The sequence below is a fragment of the Aquimarina hainanensis genome, assembly GCF_042684685.1.
GTDB classification, from domain to species: domain Bacteria; phylum Bacteroidota; class Bacteroidia; order Flavobacteriales; family Flavobacteriaceae; genus Aquimarina; species Aquimarina hainanensis.
The window spans coordinates 53,947-70,656 of record NZ_JBHULX010000048.1 but is presented as its reverse complement, the minus strand read 5'-3'; the positions used below and the strand labels follow the sequence as shown (position 1 = coordinate 70,656).

13 protein-coding genes are annotated in these 16,710 nt (G+C 35.4%); 6 read left to right on the top strand and 7 right to left on the bottom strand.

The annotated features are described in order from the left end of the window. The first annotated feature begins 39 nt into the window (after positions 1-39). The 3 genes from ACFSTE_RS21430 to ACFSTE_RS21420 all read left to right on the top strand — a co-directional run bounded on the left by ACFSTE_RS21430 (position 40) and on the right by ACFSTE_RS21420 (position 5,108). Positions 40-429, top strand: a complete 390-nt coding sequence (locus ACFSTE_RS21430) for a response regulator (RefSeq protein WP_176030772.1) — start codon at positions 40-42, stop codon at positions 427-429. A gap of 130 nt (positions 430-559) precedes the next feature. After that, complete coding sequence (locus tag ACFSTE_RS21425) at positions 560-3,283, top strand: TonB-dependent receptor (RefSeq protein WP_378298417.1); 2,724 nt, start codon at positions 560-562, stop codon at positions 3,281-3,283. Between the two features lie 10 nt (positions 3,284-3,293). Then, positions 3,294-5,108 (top strand): YfiR/HmsC family protein, encoded by a 1,815-nt coding sequence (locus ACFSTE_RS21420; RefSeq protein ID WP_176030771.1) that lies wholly within the window; start codon positions 3,294-3,296, stop codon positions 5,106-5,108. A gap of 79 nt (positions 5,109-5,187) precedes the next feature. Here the strand turns inward: ACFSTE_RS21420 and ACFSTE_RS21415 are convergent, their stop codons facing one another. The 5 genes from ACFSTE_RS21415 to ACFSTE_RS21395 form a co-directional block, all read right to left on the bottom strand. Continuing rightward, complete coding sequence (locus tag ACFSTE_RS21415; protein ID WP_378254185.1) at positions 5,188-6,276, bottom strand: imelysin family protein; 1,089 nt, start codon at positions 6,274-6,276, stop codon at positions 5,188-5,190. 8 nt (positions 6,277-6,284) lie between these two features. Beyond that, positions 6,285-7,706, bottom strand: coding sequence for a di-heme oxidoreductase family protein (locus ACFSTE_RS21410; RefSeq protein ID WP_176030769.1), 1,422 nt, complete (start codon positions 7,704-7,706; stop codon positions 6,285-6,287). Between the two features lie 95 nt (positions 7,707-7,801). Continuing rightward, on the bottom strand, positions 7,802-9,034 hold the full coding sequence (locus ACFSTE_RS21405) for an imelysin family protein (protein ID WP_378254187.1): 1,233 nt from the start codon (positions 9,032-9,034) through the stop codon (positions 7,802-7,804). A 147-nt stretch (positions 9,035-9,181) separates the two neighbouring features. Next, entirely contained in the window at positions 9,182-10,672 is a 1,491-nt protein-coding gene (locus ACFSTE_RS21400; protein WP_378254189.1) for an acyl-CoA dehydrogenase family protein, read from the bottom strand. Positions 10,673-10,959: 287 nt separating this feature from the next. Next, positions 10,960-11,352: a YchJ family protein gene (locus ACFSTE_RS21395; protein WP_176030766.1), complete on the bottom strand. Its 393-nt coding sequence runs from the start codon at positions 11,350-11,352 to the stop codon at positions 10,960-10,962. A gap of 199 nt (positions 11,353-11,551) precedes the next feature. Here ACFSTE_RS21395 and ACFSTE_RS21390 point away from each other — a divergent pair, with 199 nt between their 5' ends. Further along, positions 11,552-14,143 (top strand): T9SS type A sorting domain-containing protein, encoded by a 2,592-nt coding sequence (locus ACFSTE_RS21390; RefSeq protein ID WP_378254191.1) that lies wholly within the window; start codon positions 11,552-11,554, stop codon positions 14,141-14,143. A 171-nt stretch (positions 14,144-14,314) separates the two neighbouring features. Here the strand turns inward: ACFSTE_RS21390 and ACFSTE_RS21385 are convergent, their stop codons facing one another. Both ACFSTE_RS21385 and ACFSTE_RS21380 read right to left on the bottom strand, forming a co-directional pair. Continuing rightward, entirely contained in the window at positions 14,315-14,917 is a 603-nt protein-coding gene (locus ACFSTE_RS21385; RefSeq protein ID WP_378254193.1) for a lectin OAA family protein, read from the bottom strand. Beyond that, positions 14,869-15,144, bottom strand: coding sequence for a hypothetical protein (locus ACFSTE_RS21380; protein WP_378254195.1), 276 nt, complete (start codon positions 15,142-15,144; stop codon positions 14,869-14,871). The genes ACFSTE_RS21385 and ACFSTE_RS21380 overlap by 49 nt, the downstream gene beginning before the upstream one ends. A 292-nt stretch (positions 15,145-15,436) precedes the next feature. Here ACFSTE_RS21380 and ACFSTE_RS21375 point away from each other — a divergent pair, with 292 nt between their 5' ends. Continuing rightward, entirely contained in the window at positions 15,437-16,066 is a 630-nt protein-coding gene (locus tag ACFSTE_RS21375) for a hypothetical protein (protein WP_378254197.1), read from the top strand. A 129-nt stretch (positions 16,067-16,195) separates the two neighbouring features. Next, entirely contained in the window at positions 16,196-16,645 is a 450-nt protein-coding gene (locus ACFSTE_RS21370) for a hypothetical protein (RefSeq protein ID WP_176030762.1), read from the top strand. Positions 16,646-16,710 lie beyond the last annotated feature (65 nt).

Sequence of the window (16,710 nt, the reverse complement as noted above, 5' to 3'; positions counted from 1 at the left end):
CTTTTGTAGTTGAAATTGTAATTATTAAAAGGCGTTTTTATGGTTAAGGGGTTAAAACGTTTTCTTTTAGTTGATGATAGTAAAGCAACCAATTTTTTTAATAAAACAGTTATAGAGCGAAGTGGAGTTCCGGCAGAAATCCTTATTGCGGAAAATGGAGAGGAAGCACTTAATGTAGTAACATCGGAACAATCGCCAGATATTATATTTTTGGACATTAATATGCCTGTAATGAATGGGTGGAACTTTATATCGGAGTATCAACAATTAGAAAATAAATATAAAAAGGGAATTATTATTTTGATGCTGGGCACTACATTGAGCATCGAAGATGAAGAGAAAGCAAATAATACACCGGAGATAAAAGAATTCAGAGAAAAAATGCTAACCAAAGAAATTGTGGAAGATATTGTTTCCAACTATTTCTAGGAGGATTTCTTAGCGTTTCCGAAGGTTAAAATATTCTTTTTTAGAATTTTATATTAGATTTTTATTCTAAAAAATTAAAAGGTAAAGTATATTTGCCCACAAAAATAAGTGTCTTATTAAATTTATAACTATTAGTATCATAGGTTTCACACACAGATATTATAGGGTTCTTATTGCAACTGCTATAACATTATTATGTTCTGTTCATTCAGTTACATCTCAAGGGATAGTAAAGGGAAAAGTCTCAGATCAATTCGGAAGTCTTCCGGGGGCGAAGGTTGTTTTGGAAGGATTTGGGATTAGTACGACTACAGACGTTCATGGCGATTATATCCTAAAAGTGAATAATGGAAATTATACACTTGTTGCAGGTTTTATTATGTACAACCCGGTTTCTAAAGAGATTCAGGTACAATCCGGGGATACTTTGCAGGTTGATTTTGTTCTTACTACCGGTTTTTCAATGGATCAACCTACTACCTTGGGATCTCGGGCAAAACCAAGCTCTTTACTAAAAACTACGGTACCGGTAGATGTGATTTCTGCTCAGGGAGTGTCTAATTCATCTCAGATAGAACTGAGCCACATTTTGCATTATCTAATTCCTTCTTTCCATTCTACATATCAAACCATCTCAGATGGAACAGATCATATCGATCCAGCAACGTTGAGGGGCTTAGGACCTGATCAGGTATTGGTACTGGTCAATGGGAAGAGGAGACATAATAGCTCATTACTGAATGTGAATGGAACCATTGGGAAAGGAACAGTAGGGACTGATTTTAATGCGATTCCTATAGCTTCTATCGAGCGTATTGAAATTCTGAGAGATGGAGCAACTTCTCAATATGGATCTGACGCTATTGCAGGGGTAATTAATATTGTATTAAAAAAACAAACAGACGTAATAGATGTTGATAATAGAATAGGTGTGACTACTGATGGAGATGGTGTTAATACATATTCTTCTGTTAACTTCGGATTAAAGGTAGGAGAAAAAGGATATATCAATGTCACTGCGGAATATCGGGATAGAAAAGCAACCAATAGAGCAGGGAATTATACAGGAACTGTTTATACAGATGATAGAGAAGAAGATCAGGACCTAATAATTAAGAATAATTTCTTTGGGGAAACGGGCTATACAGATAAAAGAGTAATGGAAATAGGCAATGCTGCTACTCAAAATCTGGCAGTGTCTTTTAATGGAGAAATAGAAATGTCTGAAAAAGCAAATTTTTACCTGTTGGGAGGTAGAAACTATAGAGAAGGAAAATCAGCAGGATTTTACAGATTTCCCAAAGAGCAAGAGAAAGTAGTGTCAGAATTATTTCCCAATGGTTTTTCTCCACAAATTCTAACGGATATCCAGGATGATTTTGTCATTGCAGGAATTCGTGGAACTAAAAATAATTGGAATTTAGACTTTAGCCATGGTATTGGGATTAATGGATTGGATTATACAGTTAATAATTCGAATAATGCATCTTTAGGAATTGCTTCTCCGAGAACATTCTATGCCGGAGGTTTTAAGTACCGACAGAGTACAACCAATCTGGATTTGTCACGAAGTTTTGATTGGTTGAAAGGGGTGAATGTAGCCTTTGGAGCAGAGCTTCGAGTTGAGAATTATCAAATTATAGCAGGAGAAGAGGCTTCATATATCGATGGAGGAGAAACCTATATAGATACATCCGGGGTAGAACGAAAGCGAATTGCTGGCGCACAGGTGTTTCCAGGAATTCACCCGGATAATGAATTAAACAGATTCAGAACCAATAGCTCAGGGTATATTGATCTGGAAGCAAATGTATCAGAGAAGCTTCTGTTAAAAGGGGCTGTACGATACAATAGCTATAACGATTTTGGAGGACATACGATCTGGAAACTATCCGGAAGATATCGAATAAATAAGTTTACCAGTGTGCGAACAGGTTTATCTACCGGGTTTAGAGCTCCTTCGTTACACCAGGTATTCTTTCAGAATATCAGTACCCAATTCGTCAATGGACAGAGTATTCAGGTGGGGACCTTTAATAATGAAAGTGCAGTAACCCAGGAAGCATTTCAGACAGGACCGCTAAAACCAGAGGCGTCAAATCACTTTAGTGCAGGGATTAGCGGTAAGCTCAATAATAAACTGGCGTATTCGTTTGATTATTATCTGATTAATATAGAAGATAGGATTGTTCTTTCTTCTAGATTGTCCGAAGGTTATGAAGATATATTGGCTCCTTTTCAGGTAGGAGCAGCTCAGTTTTTTACCAATGCGATTGACTCTAGAACTACTGGATTAGATGCTTCTTTGGTATATAAAACATCTATAGGCGAAGGAGATGTAAATGCAGTACTAGGTGCAAATCTTACCAGAACAAAAGTAAGAGGAAGAATACAGGCACCTCCGTCTCTGATCGGAATGGAAGAAGGCTTGTTTAACAGAGAAGAAGTTGCCCGGATAGAATCTTCTCAACCCAATTATAAAATTACATCAGTGATGTCCTATGAATTAGGAAAATATCGTTTTCAATTGATGAATACCTTATTTGGAAAAGTAACCTATTTACATCCGGAAGATGGAGATCCTGATAATTGGGTTCTTAATGAATTTACAGGAAATGTAGAAAGCAGAGATCAGACTTTTGCTCCAAAATTAGTAACTGATGCGGCTATTACATATCATATCAATTCCCAAATACGATGTATGATAGGAGGAAATAATATTTTTGATGTATATCCGGATAGAAATAAACATTCTGTCAATAGTAATGATGGAAATTTTATATATAGTAGAAGAGTTCAGCAGTTTGGAGTAAATGGAGCAAATTATTATTTTCGACTATTGCTGAGATTATGAAGTAAGACATATGAGTATTCAACAGTTGGTTAGGGAACAGTGTTATTCTTTTTTCTTTTTGATTCTTTTAACAGGATGTTTTTCTTTTCAGGGAAGAAGTCAGGAAGAGAATAATGAAGCTGTGAAAAAAAGACAAAGAGCTATCTTTGTTTATAATTTTGCGCAGCAGGTACAGTGGAAAAATATCGAAGACAATCAGTTTTTTAAAATTGGTGTTTTAGGGATGGATGCTACAATCTATGATTTGCAATCACTGGCTCAAAAGAGAAAAATACAAGGTAAACCGGTTGAGGTATCCAGGTTTCTCAAAGCTGATAATCTTCGTGGAATTCAGCTGTTATATGTAAATAACAAATTCAAGTACGATATTAATTATATCCTGAAAAAAATCTCAGGAAAAGGGATTTTATTGGTGACCGAAGATTATAATTTTAATTCTTCAATGATCAATATGGTAAATGTCGGTAATTCTTTTGAATATGAAATTAACGAACGGCATATAGAAAAAGAAGGGTTTGTTTATGCTGTTACGCTAAAAAGATATGCTATTCGCTCTCCTCAGAAATGGAAAAAACTGTATAAAACACTGGAAAAAGACTTTGATGAAGCACTAGAAAAAAATAAAGAACAGGAGCGGTTAATAGAAGACCGGGAGAAGGAGATTACAAGACAAGAAAAAACTATTGGAGACCAAACCAAACGGTTACATGATATAGAAGAAGAAGTTGTAGCTCGTAATAAGACGATTAAAGAGTTGTGGAAAGCAAGTGGAATTCAGAAAAAGAAATTTGAGGAGAAACTAAAAATAGAAAAGGAACTGGAAGAGGGAATTAAAGAACAATTGCTTCGAATTCAGGATCAGGAGGAGAAAATAGCAACTCGTAATAAGAAAATAGGAAATCAGCAAAAAATCCTGTCAGATCAGAAACAAGAGATTCAAAAACAAAAGGAGATCTTAAATGAGCAGCTTTCAGAAATATCTACTCACAAAAAAATAAATCTCTATCTGATAATTCTGATGATGCTTCTTTTATTAGCAGGTGTTTTTGTATATCGTAGTTACCTGACTAAAAAACGCTTGAATAAAGAGTTAAAACAGAAAAATATTGCAATTAATAAACAGTCCTTAGAACTGGCTTCCAAAAATCAGGAATTGGAACAATTCGCTTATATAGCAAGTCACGATTTGCAAGAGCCCTTAAATACAATTTCCAGTTTTATCGGACTATTAGCGGAAGATTATAAGGATACTTTTGATGAAACGGGAAAAGAGAGTTTAGGGTTTATTCAGGATGCCAGTATTCGTATGAAAAACCTCATAGATGCCTTGTTGCAGTATTCTCGATTGGGTAGAGGTAAAGATATAGGTTTGGTAGATAGTAATGTAATTTTGAGAGATCTGAAGAAAGACTTAAAGGATGTTGTAGAAAAAAGCAAAGCCAGTTTAGTCATTGCGAATTCATTACCCATATTAGAAGGGAATGAAATAGAGCTTAGATTGTTGTTTCAGAATTTGATTAGTAACGGAATTAAGTTCAGAAACAAGGAGGTTATTCCCGAGATTGTAATCTCGAGTATCGAGATTACAAAGGAAGGGAAAAAGTACTGGAAATTCTCTGTAGAGGATAATGGTATTGGGATACCGGAAAAACATCAGGAAAGAATATTTGCCATATTTCAGCGTCTACATTCCAAGGATAAATATCCAGGAACAGGTATTGGGCTGGCGCATTGTAAGAAGATTGTTGAGTCTCATGGAGGCGAAATATGGTTAGAATCATCAGAAGGAGAGGGGAGTACGTTCTTTTTTACCATCCCAGGATAAAAAAAGCCAAATACATAATGGATGTATTTGACTTTTGTTACATTACTCTTTTCAGATGCTAGTGTTTTGCTTTAGAGAATTAATCTCCATCATTATCTGTAGGTGTAATAATGATAGAAAGAATACTTCGTACATCATTAGAAAGCATAATTACCAGAGCTGTTATTTCTTTATGAGCCTTACTGACAGCTTCTTTCTGAGTGTTAATTGCAGTATAGATATCCCCGTCGATAGCAAGTAAGGCATTTTGAGTATTGGTCAATTGTTTTTGCAATGCATCTGCCAGTACAGTATCTCCCGCAATCGCCGTGATCTTATCAGAGACTCCCAAACCATCGGAATTGTAGAAAGTGCGTTCTATACTTTTTATATTGGCAAGGATCAATTCTTTAGAAATTTTACTAAAAGGAGCCTGAAGATTTTCAGGACTGGTATTTGATGAGTTCTCCAGACCTCCGGGTTTTCCTAGTTTTGCTTTTTTTACAGTATCCGCAGTGTTATATAGCCCGTTAAATAACAAATTGAGAGAAGAAGCAAGTCCTTCTTCTTTATTTTGTATAAAAGCAGTAGCATAATTGTCTCCGTTTCTATCCCAGATGTTTACCAATTTCTCAGCATTGGTTTGTAATTCCTTTGCGATGAGAGAAAGGTATTGTTTTCTTTTTTCGGTAGCAAAGTTTTGTATAATGTCATTGTTAGGACTATTAAACAATAAATACTCAATAGAGGAAATCCCTTTAGAAGGAGTACTGATTTTGGCTATTGTTTCTTCATTCAGTTCTGTATTGCCATTAATTCTGTTTTCTATAGCATTCGTATAAGTTGGCCAATTATAAAGTTTTAAGTGCATAAAATTGTCCTTAACAGTGCCAATATTAAAAGCATAAACATATCCGTATGCAGTAGCTGTTTTTTTCCATTGTAACTGTGCTTCGTCCAGGCTTTCTATGGAAGGGGCTGCAACAAAAAGAGTTATTTTCTCATGTAGGATAGTAGCCTCTTCCCGAAATGATGTTACCGATGGTATGATGATGTCATCTACGATGTTGGCTCTCATTTTTTGATTATCAAAATTCGTAGGGGTATCGGTTGTCGTCTTGTGGTCATTTTCATTGCAGGATGCAAAAAAAATGAGGGTGATTAAAAAAATGGATGTTATTTTTTTCATAGTGTAATCTATAATGAATTGATAAAATCAAGTAGGTATTGTCGTTCTGCTTGTGTTAATTGCATAAAATCATTTTTACTTTTTTCTGCTTCTCCTCCGTGCCATAAAATAGCTTCTTCAATATTTCTGGCTCTTCCGTCATGTAGTAAAAAAGTATGGTTGTTTACTGTCTCGATAAGACCAATTCCCCATAGTGGTTGAGTTCTCCATTCTCTTCCACTTGCTAAAAAATCAGGTCTGTTATCTGCTAGTTTTTCCCCCATGTCGTGTAATAGAAAATCGGAATAAGGGCGCACTTGAATATTTTGAATCTGAGGAAGAATAGCATAGTTGTTATCAGTTACGAAATTATCTACATGACATTTGATACAGGCTAATTCTCTGAATAGATTTTTACCTTTTAATACGTTTTCTTTTTTGTAATCTCTTCTGGTAGGTACAGCTAATGCAGCTTGATAGATGAGTACATGCTTTAGTTGTCTGTCAGTAACTTCCGGGGCTCCTCCATTAGGAGCATTCGCACAGTCATTTTGTGGGCTTGGACAATTGTTTTCTGGGAATAAATAAGTAGTTAGTCCCATGTCTCCATTAAAAGCACCTGCAATTTGTTGTTCCAGGCTGGGTTGGTTGGATTTCCATCCAAATTTTCCAATTTTAAGGGTGTTTGTTTTTACGTCCCATACATAGTTTGCTTTTCCAGAGATTCCATCTTTATCGGTATCAAATTCATCTACGTTTGCTAAAATAGCAGCGTCGTCTAAAGCATCAATAAAACCAAGACCAATAGTTTGTTGTGCAATTCGCGGAGAGGTAAGAACGGTTTGTAGGGAACCGAACTCTTCATTTTGTATAGCGTACACAGGTTTTCTGAGTTCATATGGAGTTCCATCGGGATAGTTCCCTTTTACAGTTTCATATGTTATAAGAACCTTGGCTTCAGCAGGTATATTGAGATTGGCATGATCTTGAATTTGGTCTCCGTAGTGAGGAACTTCCAGAGGTCCTCCATTCATGCTTTCACCTGGAATACTGATTCTCATTAAAAAACCATTGGATTCTCCGGTATCTCCTGCAAGCGGAGGACGTCCTCTACCATCTTTAAAATGACAGCTGGCACATGCTTTGGCATTAAAAGTGGGACCTAATCCGTCTCTGGCAGTAGTAGAAGCGGGGGATGAAACCCAGGATTGATTGAATAAGGAATTTCCGGTTTCGAATGCTCCTTCATTATCTATTAATCCAGGAATTTTGTGTCCAAAAGCATTGTTACTTTGGGAACCGATACTAAATTGTCCGATAAGAAGTTCTTCTCCTTCTTCATAAGTTATTTTATCAACAGGAGTATAAGAGTCGTTATCATTAGAACAACTGCAGGATAAACTCAATAGGGTTATTGATAAAAGTATAATTTTATATAAAATTCTAGTCATTTATAGGAAACTCTTTTTACGACAAAACCCGAACAATTTAATGTTCGGGATTTAATAAGGTATGCTTTGTTATCTAGATAGTTAAAACTATGTGATTAGTTTACTACATTGATTCCTATACTCGATGCCGCAGCACTAATTTGGTTTGCCTGTTCTTTTAGCGCATCAATAGCAAGAGTAACAACTCCTTTTGGAGTATCTGTAAAGTTTTCTTCGATAATTAATAAATCAAACGGCTTATCATTAGTTGCGATCGCATTAATTTTGCTTATGGCATCGGCAGCCGCTACTTTTAATTTTTGAGCAGCATCTGCGTCTGTTTGATTAACGAGATCATAAAATGAAGCCCCTTTTATCGAACCGTATTGTCCAAAAATAACATTTTGCACCCCTAGGGCATTGTTATAAATATCCCGGTGTGTATTGTCAGAAAAACAAGAGTGCTCATCTTCTTGTCCACTGTTGTCAATTCCCTCTTCAGAGTTAAGGGGAGCAATCATTCGTTCTGATGATAGTTCTTCTCCACTAATAAAGAAGGATCCTTTAATTACTTGCTTTAAAGCAACGTCTTCATTTAGTGCCAGAAATACTTTTCTGTAAGCTCCATTAGCAGCCCAGGTGTCTACAAGGCTTTTCAGGTCTTTTACAAGAAGATCAGTCGAAACTTGTAAAAACTCTTTTCTTCTATCAGCATGTGCTGCTGTAGTATAATCTGTATAAGTTCTTAATCCCGCCTTTTTATCTGCAGGCTTTGTATTGTCTTGCCCCCATAATAGGAACTCAACAGCATGCCATCCAGTGCTGATCGATTTGTCGTTTTGCGCTTCGTTTTTATCGATCAAAAGTGCTTCGTTAATTGTGATTGCTGGATCAGCAATAATACCACCAGAGTAATCCCCTGCGTAGGATTCTGTACCTGCAAGAACATAATCAATATATCCTTCATCAAGAGGCCAAGCATTAATCTGTCCTTCAATATCAAGTCCCCATGGCTCTGAAGCTGATTCTTTCGTGTCGATCGGTCCGTTTGATTCTCTATATACCTCCGTTTGTCCGTATGGTTCACGAGCATCTAACCAAGCTTTTTTTGCAGCTTCGAATCCTGCTTCAGAAGGAGCAGCTATAAATGCATTAATTGCTGTCTGCATTACGACAGCCTTATCATATGAGTCTTTATAGGATTGGTGTACTATATTGACATAATTTTCTATTACTTGTTTTTTGGTAACCTTGGAGGTATTATTCCCTTTATCGTCATCATCATTACAATTAACACATGTAATGGCAATGGCAGCGATCATAATACCTAAGACGATTCTCAATTTCATTTCCTGATTATTTATTTAGATTAAATATAGTTAGGGGATAAAAGTACTCTGTTACCCCAACAAATCCAATTTTATTTAGATTAATTTCAAATAGATAGGGTTAATGTTTTCTTAAATTTTAACTGATGTTTTATTTAAGAGAAAATGTTATGAAAACTGTAACCAGGAACTATTGGATTTGTATTCTTCGATACTGTCAATCAGGCTGTTGAAGTTATATGAGTTTATCAATTTAGATATATCTTGTTGCAGGGATACAATGCAGTTATCGATCAGGTCTTTTCTGAAATCGGTTTCTATCAATGACAAAACGAAATCAGCAGATATAATTCTGCCTAAGGCTTTTCCCAGATCAACAAGTTTGCGCTGAGGAAGGTCAAATTTGAGAGAGAAATCAATATCTTTTTTAAAGTATTCGGAAGATTTTTCGGTTAGATTAAATTCTTTAAGAAAAGCAAAAAGATTAAATTCTTTCTTTTTCCTCATTAGCTTTAACACCATTTCTGAGATCTGAGTATATAGCATTTCATTAGAACCTTCAAAAATCTGAAAAGGTCGACTGTCTACAATACCTCGACCTCCAATATGACTTAGTCGATATCCTTTGGAACCGGATAATTGTACTAATAACTGCGCAGATTCCTGCATCAGATCAGTAATTACGGCCTTCATACTATTTGCTTCAATTCCTGCAGAAGATACATTTTTATCAATACCGCTGGTTTTACTGCTTCGGATACACATGGCTGAACAAATGGTAAAAGCACTTTGTATTTTAGAAATCTGATGTTGCACCTGATCTAATGCCAGCAGGTTTTTTCCCCCGATGATTCTGTTTTTGCATTGAAGGAGTGCTTCGTCCAACATACGTTTAATGAACCCCATACCCATTCCAGGGAACTGCATTCTACTGCGATGAAGGATGTCTAGCATCATTTTAATTCCTGTACTTTCAGGTTGTAATTTGAATTTTTCAGGAATTTCAAGGTTTAATTTATTACGACCATATGGTATCATATATAGTCCGAGATTATCAAAGTACTCTTCGACTTCTACATGTTGGTTCTTTTGCGTGACATCACAAATAAAAAAATCAATATCTCTGGCTAATTCCCCTTTTTCATTTTTCTTTCGGGAAGTTATTAACCAATAATCTGCCATACCGGTCAATCCTTGCCAGTGTTTGGTTCCTTTGATTGTATAAGAAGAGTCATTTTTAATGTTATATGTCTGCATGTTCAAGGCATCACTCCCAAAGTCAGGCTCTGTAATCATGAGTCCGCCCATTTGTTGTTTCTCTAGGAAACGCTTAAAAATAGCTCCTTTTACATCCTCATCAGCATATTTAGCAACAGGTTCTAGAAATAAAGCGATGTTTATACCAAAGGTAAGTGATAATGGAAGGGATTCATAGGATGCTGCTGCCAGTACACCTAGACATTCTTTGACATACGCTCCACGACCTCCATAATTTTGAGGAATGGCAACTGATAGGGGAGCGTGATCCATAATTTCTCTCATTACCATGGGAGGAATTCCTCGTTGACTACTGAAAGTGTCTATATCAGCTCGTTGGTGAAATACGGATTTTAGAGTGTTCTCAAAAGAAGAAATGAATTCTGAAAAGTCTGGATTCATGATTGTTTATGTTTATTCTTGTATTGGGGGAATATGAAGAAATGATAACTCCATTTTACACGAATACATAGCATGTTTGTTGGGGGGTGAAATTAACTAAAATAATTAATATTATTTAGATTAATTAAAAATAAATTTCAAAACAGTTTTTTATAAGCTAATATTCATGCAATTCTTCATTAAGAGTTATTAGTAATTAACAAGCAGCTAGTGGGGAGTCTTCTATGTTGTATGAAAATTTTTGAAGGGAATAGGATAAGGAAGGAGGTTGTTTTTAGGAAGTAAGGTTACACTGCTCCATAGTAATACCAGCGTCCTTTTTCTTTTATAAAATAAGATTTTTCATGGATTACTTGTACAGCATTATTTTCAAAAAAGAAGGCTTTGAACTCTACATACCCATCAGTGTCTTCTAAGTTTCCTTTGGATGTTTTTAGCACGTCTAGTTTTATCCAGTTTACAGACTTAGCCCATTTAACGATCTCCTTTTTCTCATGTACAGGGCGTGTTTTGGCATGATGACTTTTTAGCAAATAATCTCCATCCGCATAGACAAAACCAACATACCTGGATCTCATCAGCATCTCTGCAGTTATCGCTTTTTCATGATGTTCATGGACTATTTTACAGCAGTTGAAATAACTTTTTCCGGTACCGCAAGGACATTGTTGTGTGCTCATAAAAACAAACCTACTAATTTCTGCAAAAGAATTTGGTGATGGATTTCCAAAATATGAAAAAAATGTTGTTAAGTCATTTTGTTGATCGACAGAAAAGCGTCATTCGACCATAGTAAATCTATTTGTAACTTATTGTTTGTTAGTTAATTGCGTGTTTTGGGTATTTTTAAGAGATCTTACATTCTATAAACCTAAAAAGATGAAAAATAAATACCCAAATTTTTACCTATTGTTATTTTTATTGGTTACAGGAATTGTAATCAAAGTAACAGCTCAAACGAATACTCCTTTTAATTGTGATATAAATGCCTATTTATTTCAGTATAATGATGTTTTTGGAATAGATCTGGCCTCAGGAACATCAACTCCAACAGCAAGTGATATGGTAGAAGGAAATATTAATGGCGCAGGATATAATGCCAAAGACGGATATATCTGGGGATCATTAAAGACGCCTTCCAATACGATTATAAAAATAGGAGCTGATTATACGTATGAAACGCATTACTTTAGTGAATTACCGTCAAGTAGTTATATCGGAGATGTACATCCTAATGGAATTTATTATCTAAAAAACGGAGGAACGGTATTTCATAAAATAGATTTAGATCCTTCTTCAAGTACGTATTTAACACATTTAGGTACAGGAACTTTGTCTGAAGATATAAGTATTCACGATTGGGCATTTAATGCGCAGGATGATTTTTTGTACACTGTAGAGAAAGGAACGAATCGCTTGTATAGAATTGATATAGATACAGGGATAGTAACAAATCTAGGAGTAGTTCCTATACTGTCTGGAAACGATTATACTTACGGAGCTGTATATTTTGATTTGGCAGGGAATTTTTATGTTTCTTCTAATCAGACAGGGACCTTATATATTGTTTATGCAGTACAGGATATAACAGCAGGAGGGACTATTTCTTCTAATTTATTTGCTTTTGGACCTTCTAGTTCCAGCAATGATGGAGCACGATGTCCCACAGCCCCAGTTGCTATGGAAAATTGTACTAATGGTGTTGATGATGATGGAGATGGGTTGGTAGATTGCGATGACCCTTCATGTTCGGGAGTTGAGAGCTGTCCGGTAGTTACAACCACTTCGGGAGGAAATGAAGGCGGATTAGAAAGTAATAATAGATTATCATCGTTGGTTAATAAACGGAATTATTCCAGAGCGAAAACAGGATATTCCTTTGATAAGAAAACAGCAAAAAGACTTTATAAAACAAAGAATTACGGAAAAAAATACAGCGCTAATTTTACCCTTAGAGATTTAGTACCTCTGGAAACTATTAATGATACGGAAGCTATTGAAAGTTCTCCTCTGGATTTGATAGCTATCACGAATGCTACAGATATTATATCAATAGATTATCAGAGGAATAAAGAGACAGTTGGTGTTTTATTAGCATTGAAAACAGAAAATAAAGTTTATGAACATACAAAATATATCTGTGATCGGTTATTGGGAGCTGAGTTATTATCTGTATCTACTATTCATATAGACGAGCACCCATTTATCAAATCAATTATAAAAAATCCGAAAGGAGAATTGGAGTTTGTTGTAAGTTTTTCAGGAAGAATGACGGCTGATCAAACCGGGTTTATAATAGATTCCCATTGGAACCTAGATACGTATGCCAGTGATCATGAATATTATAATTTTCAGATTTGGGCAAGTACCGTAGATGATTTATACACATTAGCGAATGAAGTACTTGAATTAATGAAAGCTCAAAGAACGATAACATCTTATAATGTTTCTCCTCCTCCTCCGATTTTTGTTAAAAGCACTGCTTATAAAAATCATAAGTTGACAATGGAAGTGGTAAACACAAGAGAGGAAACACAGAATATTACAGTAGAAGGTCATAAACGAGCAACAGAAACTAGTGAATTTGAACCATTGCAGGAAAAGTTTTCATTAGATAATTATATCAATCAAATAACATTTGATACGGGAAGCCTTTATGATTTTGGATTTAGAGTTCGTAACGAATTTGAGTTTACTCCTGATGATTTATTTGTATCTGACGGTACCTGGGGAGTAGATGATGCAGCGGATCATACTCAGGTAAATATTTTCGAAGTTACTCCTGATACTACTTCTTTTGAAGAAGGAACCTATGCCATAGAAAGAAATGTTTCGCTAACAGCTACTATAAATGATTATGTAGCAATCTACAGGTCATTAACTCCTCGATTCCATGCAGTTGATCTGTCTGAATATGAAACGATGCGTTTTAGAGCAGCTGGTTCAGGGAAATTGAGTATTACTATAATCAAGGATAGTATCAGAGACTGGGAAGATCAGTTTAGAACAGAGGTTACTCTAAAAGAAGAAGCTCAGGATTTTATTATACCAATATCTGATTTTTCTTCTAAACTAGGAGTTCCGATTGATTTATCAGATGCTGAATTGATTGTTTTTAAAATGACAGCAATAGAAAAGAGTGCTTCAGAAGTTTTTATAAAAATAGAAGATTTACAATTCTCTACTTCACAAAAAGTAGTGCCTGATACCATAGCCAGTAAAGAAGTTTTTCTGGCTCCAAACCCTGTTGAAGATTCTGCTACTTTTTATTTCCATATGACAACAAAAGAGACCTATCAATTGTATGTATATAATGTTTTAGGTGAAAAAGTATATAATGAAGAACAAGAAGGGGTTAGAGGTCTCAATGAATTAACGTTTGAGAAAAGAAATCTGCCAGGAGGGATGTATTTTTATCAACTACATTTTGAAGGAACCTCTAGAGGAGGTAAATTTTTGATAAAAAACTGATAGTTAGGTGCTTGTTGTAAAAAGAATTATTTGAATGTTTGATTTTATATTTATTTTTTAGTGTTAGGTAACAACCATATAAGTGTTTATCTTATATGGTTTGTTTTTTTACAAAAAAACCTTTGGGTTCTTAAAATCCAAAGGTTTATTAGTTTGTTGGTCGTATTGTATTTATGAAGTAGCACCGCTAAGAACTCTGGAAGAAAGTACTGCTTTAACACCAATAGGTCCTTCTCCCAGATACGTCATTTCTCCGGAAAAGGTTTCTCCATTATCGTTCGAGTTTATTTTTAGCTGTACAACATTCTGATTCACTCTTGCCCCGATCACAAGATTACCTCCTGGATGCCAAGGTGCAGAAGCTCCTCCCCATTGATTCTCTGCAGCGTAGTTATTTCCAGCAGTTTGGATTGCTCTAAAGCCGATAGGACCTTCTCCTGCATATGTCATTGTTCCGGTAAATGTTTTCCCTCCATCAGTAGACTGAATATCATATGCTACCGGGTTTTGATTCTCTCGGGCACCTAAAACGAAGGTACCTCCCGGATGCCATGGTGCAGAAGCCCCTCCCCATTGATTTTCTATAGAATAACTGCTTCCGATAGTTTCCTGCCCTTTAAAACCGATAGGACCTTCTCCTGCATATTTCATTGTTCCTTCCAGGTTAGCACTTCCGGATTCAGCAGTAACATTTAATTCGATAACATTTTGTCCATTTCGACCACCTATAATCCAGTTTCCTCCTGGGTGCCAAGGTGCAGAAGCTCCTCCCATTGATTTTCTACACTGTAGTTATTACCTGCGATTTGTATGGCTTTAAATCCTATAGGACCTTCGCCTTCATATGTCATTGTTCCGGAAAAAGTTCTTCCTCCATCTCCGGACTTAATATCGATTGCTACAACATTTTGGTTGTCTCTTCCTCCTAAGACCCATGTTCCTCCTGCATGCCAGGGAGCGGAATTGCCTCCCCATTGATTTTGTACTTGATAAATTGCCATTTTGTTTAATTTTAAGAGTTAGATATCAAATTTCCAAAACACTATAGAAAATAAAACTAGGTATAAATGCCTGTTTTTTAATCTTTTAAGTAGGTTTTAAAATTGTATTTGCTATGGGGGGATTGTAATTTATAACCGTTTATAACCCGATAGATGTGATAAAGGATCCATATTTAGATAGACCGCTATATGTAGTTACATTGTTTTTTCGTTGCTTATGAAGTAACAATAGGTTTTGGCTTGTTCAATTAATATAAGTTTATTTGTAGCATCTCATCACAAAACATTATCAATGAAAAAACATCTTATTCTATGCATACTATTGATGATTTTAGGTTTACCGAAGTGTATTGCACAGGAAATAGAAGGCATTAACAGATCTTATGAAGAGTTTTTGAAAAAAAAAGATGCAGACACGACTATTACCAAGAGTATCCGGGAATATGTTTGTTCTGAAGATGTGAAAGGTCGTGTTACTTTTTATTATCAAAAAGATACTTTACAATTAATAATACATAGATATAAGCAGGGATTTTATAATGACCCTTCTATAGAATACTATTACATAGAAAACAATCAATTGGCACTTGTGACGACCTTTTCAGAGATCATACATATGAATACTTATAGTCATGAGAGTAAAGAGCGAAAAGTCGCCGGAGTAGAAAAGGTGCTGGAGTTGGTAGAAAACAGAACTTTTATAAACAAGCAAGGGCAGTTGAGTTGTAGGGAGAGACGTTATGGCAGAAAATTATCAGAATGGGACCAGACCTACTTTGATACCTTACCCTTTAATGAGCAATCTTGTCCGGAACATATCGAAGAGATTAGAAGTAAATACCGTTTGTTACAAAAGGTAGAAAAAAAGTTTAAATCGATATATTATAAAAACAAGAAAGGGTGTATTTTTTACTTGTGGTAGCTACATTGGGTATCATTATGCACTCCCCGTTTTCAGGGGAGTAGATTCTACCCGAACTAGTGTTTTGTCTCACAAGGATAAAACGGAGATTTGTATTGTTATTAGATAATAAACCAAATCATTACTCCTATGAAATCAAATAGTGCTTTTTTCCTCCTTATCGTATCACTGGTATGTTGTACTTCCTGTAAAGAAGAAATAGAAGAAGAAACGTATGAAAGTAAAGATTATTTACAGGAAATAGTCGAAGAAGTACATGCTATGGAGCGTATAATCGAAGATAGAGCAGAGGAAGAAGAAGTACCAATGGCAGTTTGGGATACTGAAATTCCGGATTTTGATCATCCTGAAGCAAAAAAGTATATAAAAGACTACGAGGCATATATTTCTGAATATAAAGAAACGTTTGAGAAAAAAAATGAAAAGGCTTTCTGGCAGATACAAATGAAGGGGCAGGAACTGGTATATAAGTCTCAATATATAGCAGACTTATTGTCAATTGAAGATATTAGAAAACTGAATTCATATCTGTTATGGAGAAGTTCGACTCTGGAAGAGATTTCTAATAATATGATGTGAAAAAAATACCAACCTGTATCGTATCAAGTTGGTATTTTCCCATTCAGTAAAATGAATGTTTATAA

Coding starts and splice junctions, on each gene's coding strand:
- ACFSTE_RS21430 (WP_176030772.1), top strand. CDS start 40: ATGGTTAAGGGGTTAAAACGTTTTCTTTTAGTTGATGATAGTAAAGCA.
- ACFSTE_RS21420 (WP_176030771.1), top strand. CDS start 3,294: ATGAGTATTCAACAGTTGGTTAGGGAACAGTGTTATTCTTTTTTCTTT.
- ACFSTE_RS21415 (WP_378254185.1), bottom strand. CDS start 6,276: ATGAAAAAAATAACATCCATTTTTTTAATCACCCTCATTTTTTTTGCA.
- ACFSTE_RS21410 (WP_176030769.1), bottom strand. CDS start 7,706: ATGACTAGAATTTTATATAAAATTATACTTTTATCAATAACCCTATTG.
- ACFSTE_RS21405 (WP_378254187.1), bottom strand. CDS start 9,034: ATGAAATTGAGAATCGTCTTAGGTATTATGATCGCTGCCATTGCCATT.
- ACFSTE_RS21400 (WP_378254189.1), bottom strand. CDS start 10,672: ATGAATCCAGACTTTTCAGAATTCATTTCTTCTTTTGAGAACACTCTA.
- ACFSTE_RS21395 (WP_176030766.1), bottom strand. CDS start 11,352: ATGAGCACACAACAATGTCCTTGCGGTACCGGAAAAAGTTATTTCAAC.
- ACFSTE_RS21390 (WP_378254191.1), top strand. CDS start 11,552: ATGAAAAATAAATACCCAAATTTTTACCTATTGTTATTTTTATTGGTT.
- ACFSTE_RS21385 (WP_378254193.1), bottom strand. CDS start 14,917: ATGGGAGGAGCTTCTGCACCTTGGCACCCAGGAGGAAACTGGATTATA.
- ACFSTE_RS21380 (WP_378254195.1), bottom strand. CDS start 15,144: ATGGCAATTTATCAAGTACAAAATCAATGGGGAGGCAATTCCGCTCCC.
- ACFSTE_RS21375 (WP_378254197.1), top strand. CDS start 15,437: ATGAAAAAACATCTTATTCTATGCATACTATTGATGATTTTAGGTTTA.
- ACFSTE_RS21370 (WP_176030762.1), top strand. CDS start 16,196: ATGAAATCAAATAGTGCTTTTTTCCTCCTTATCGTATCACTGGTATGT.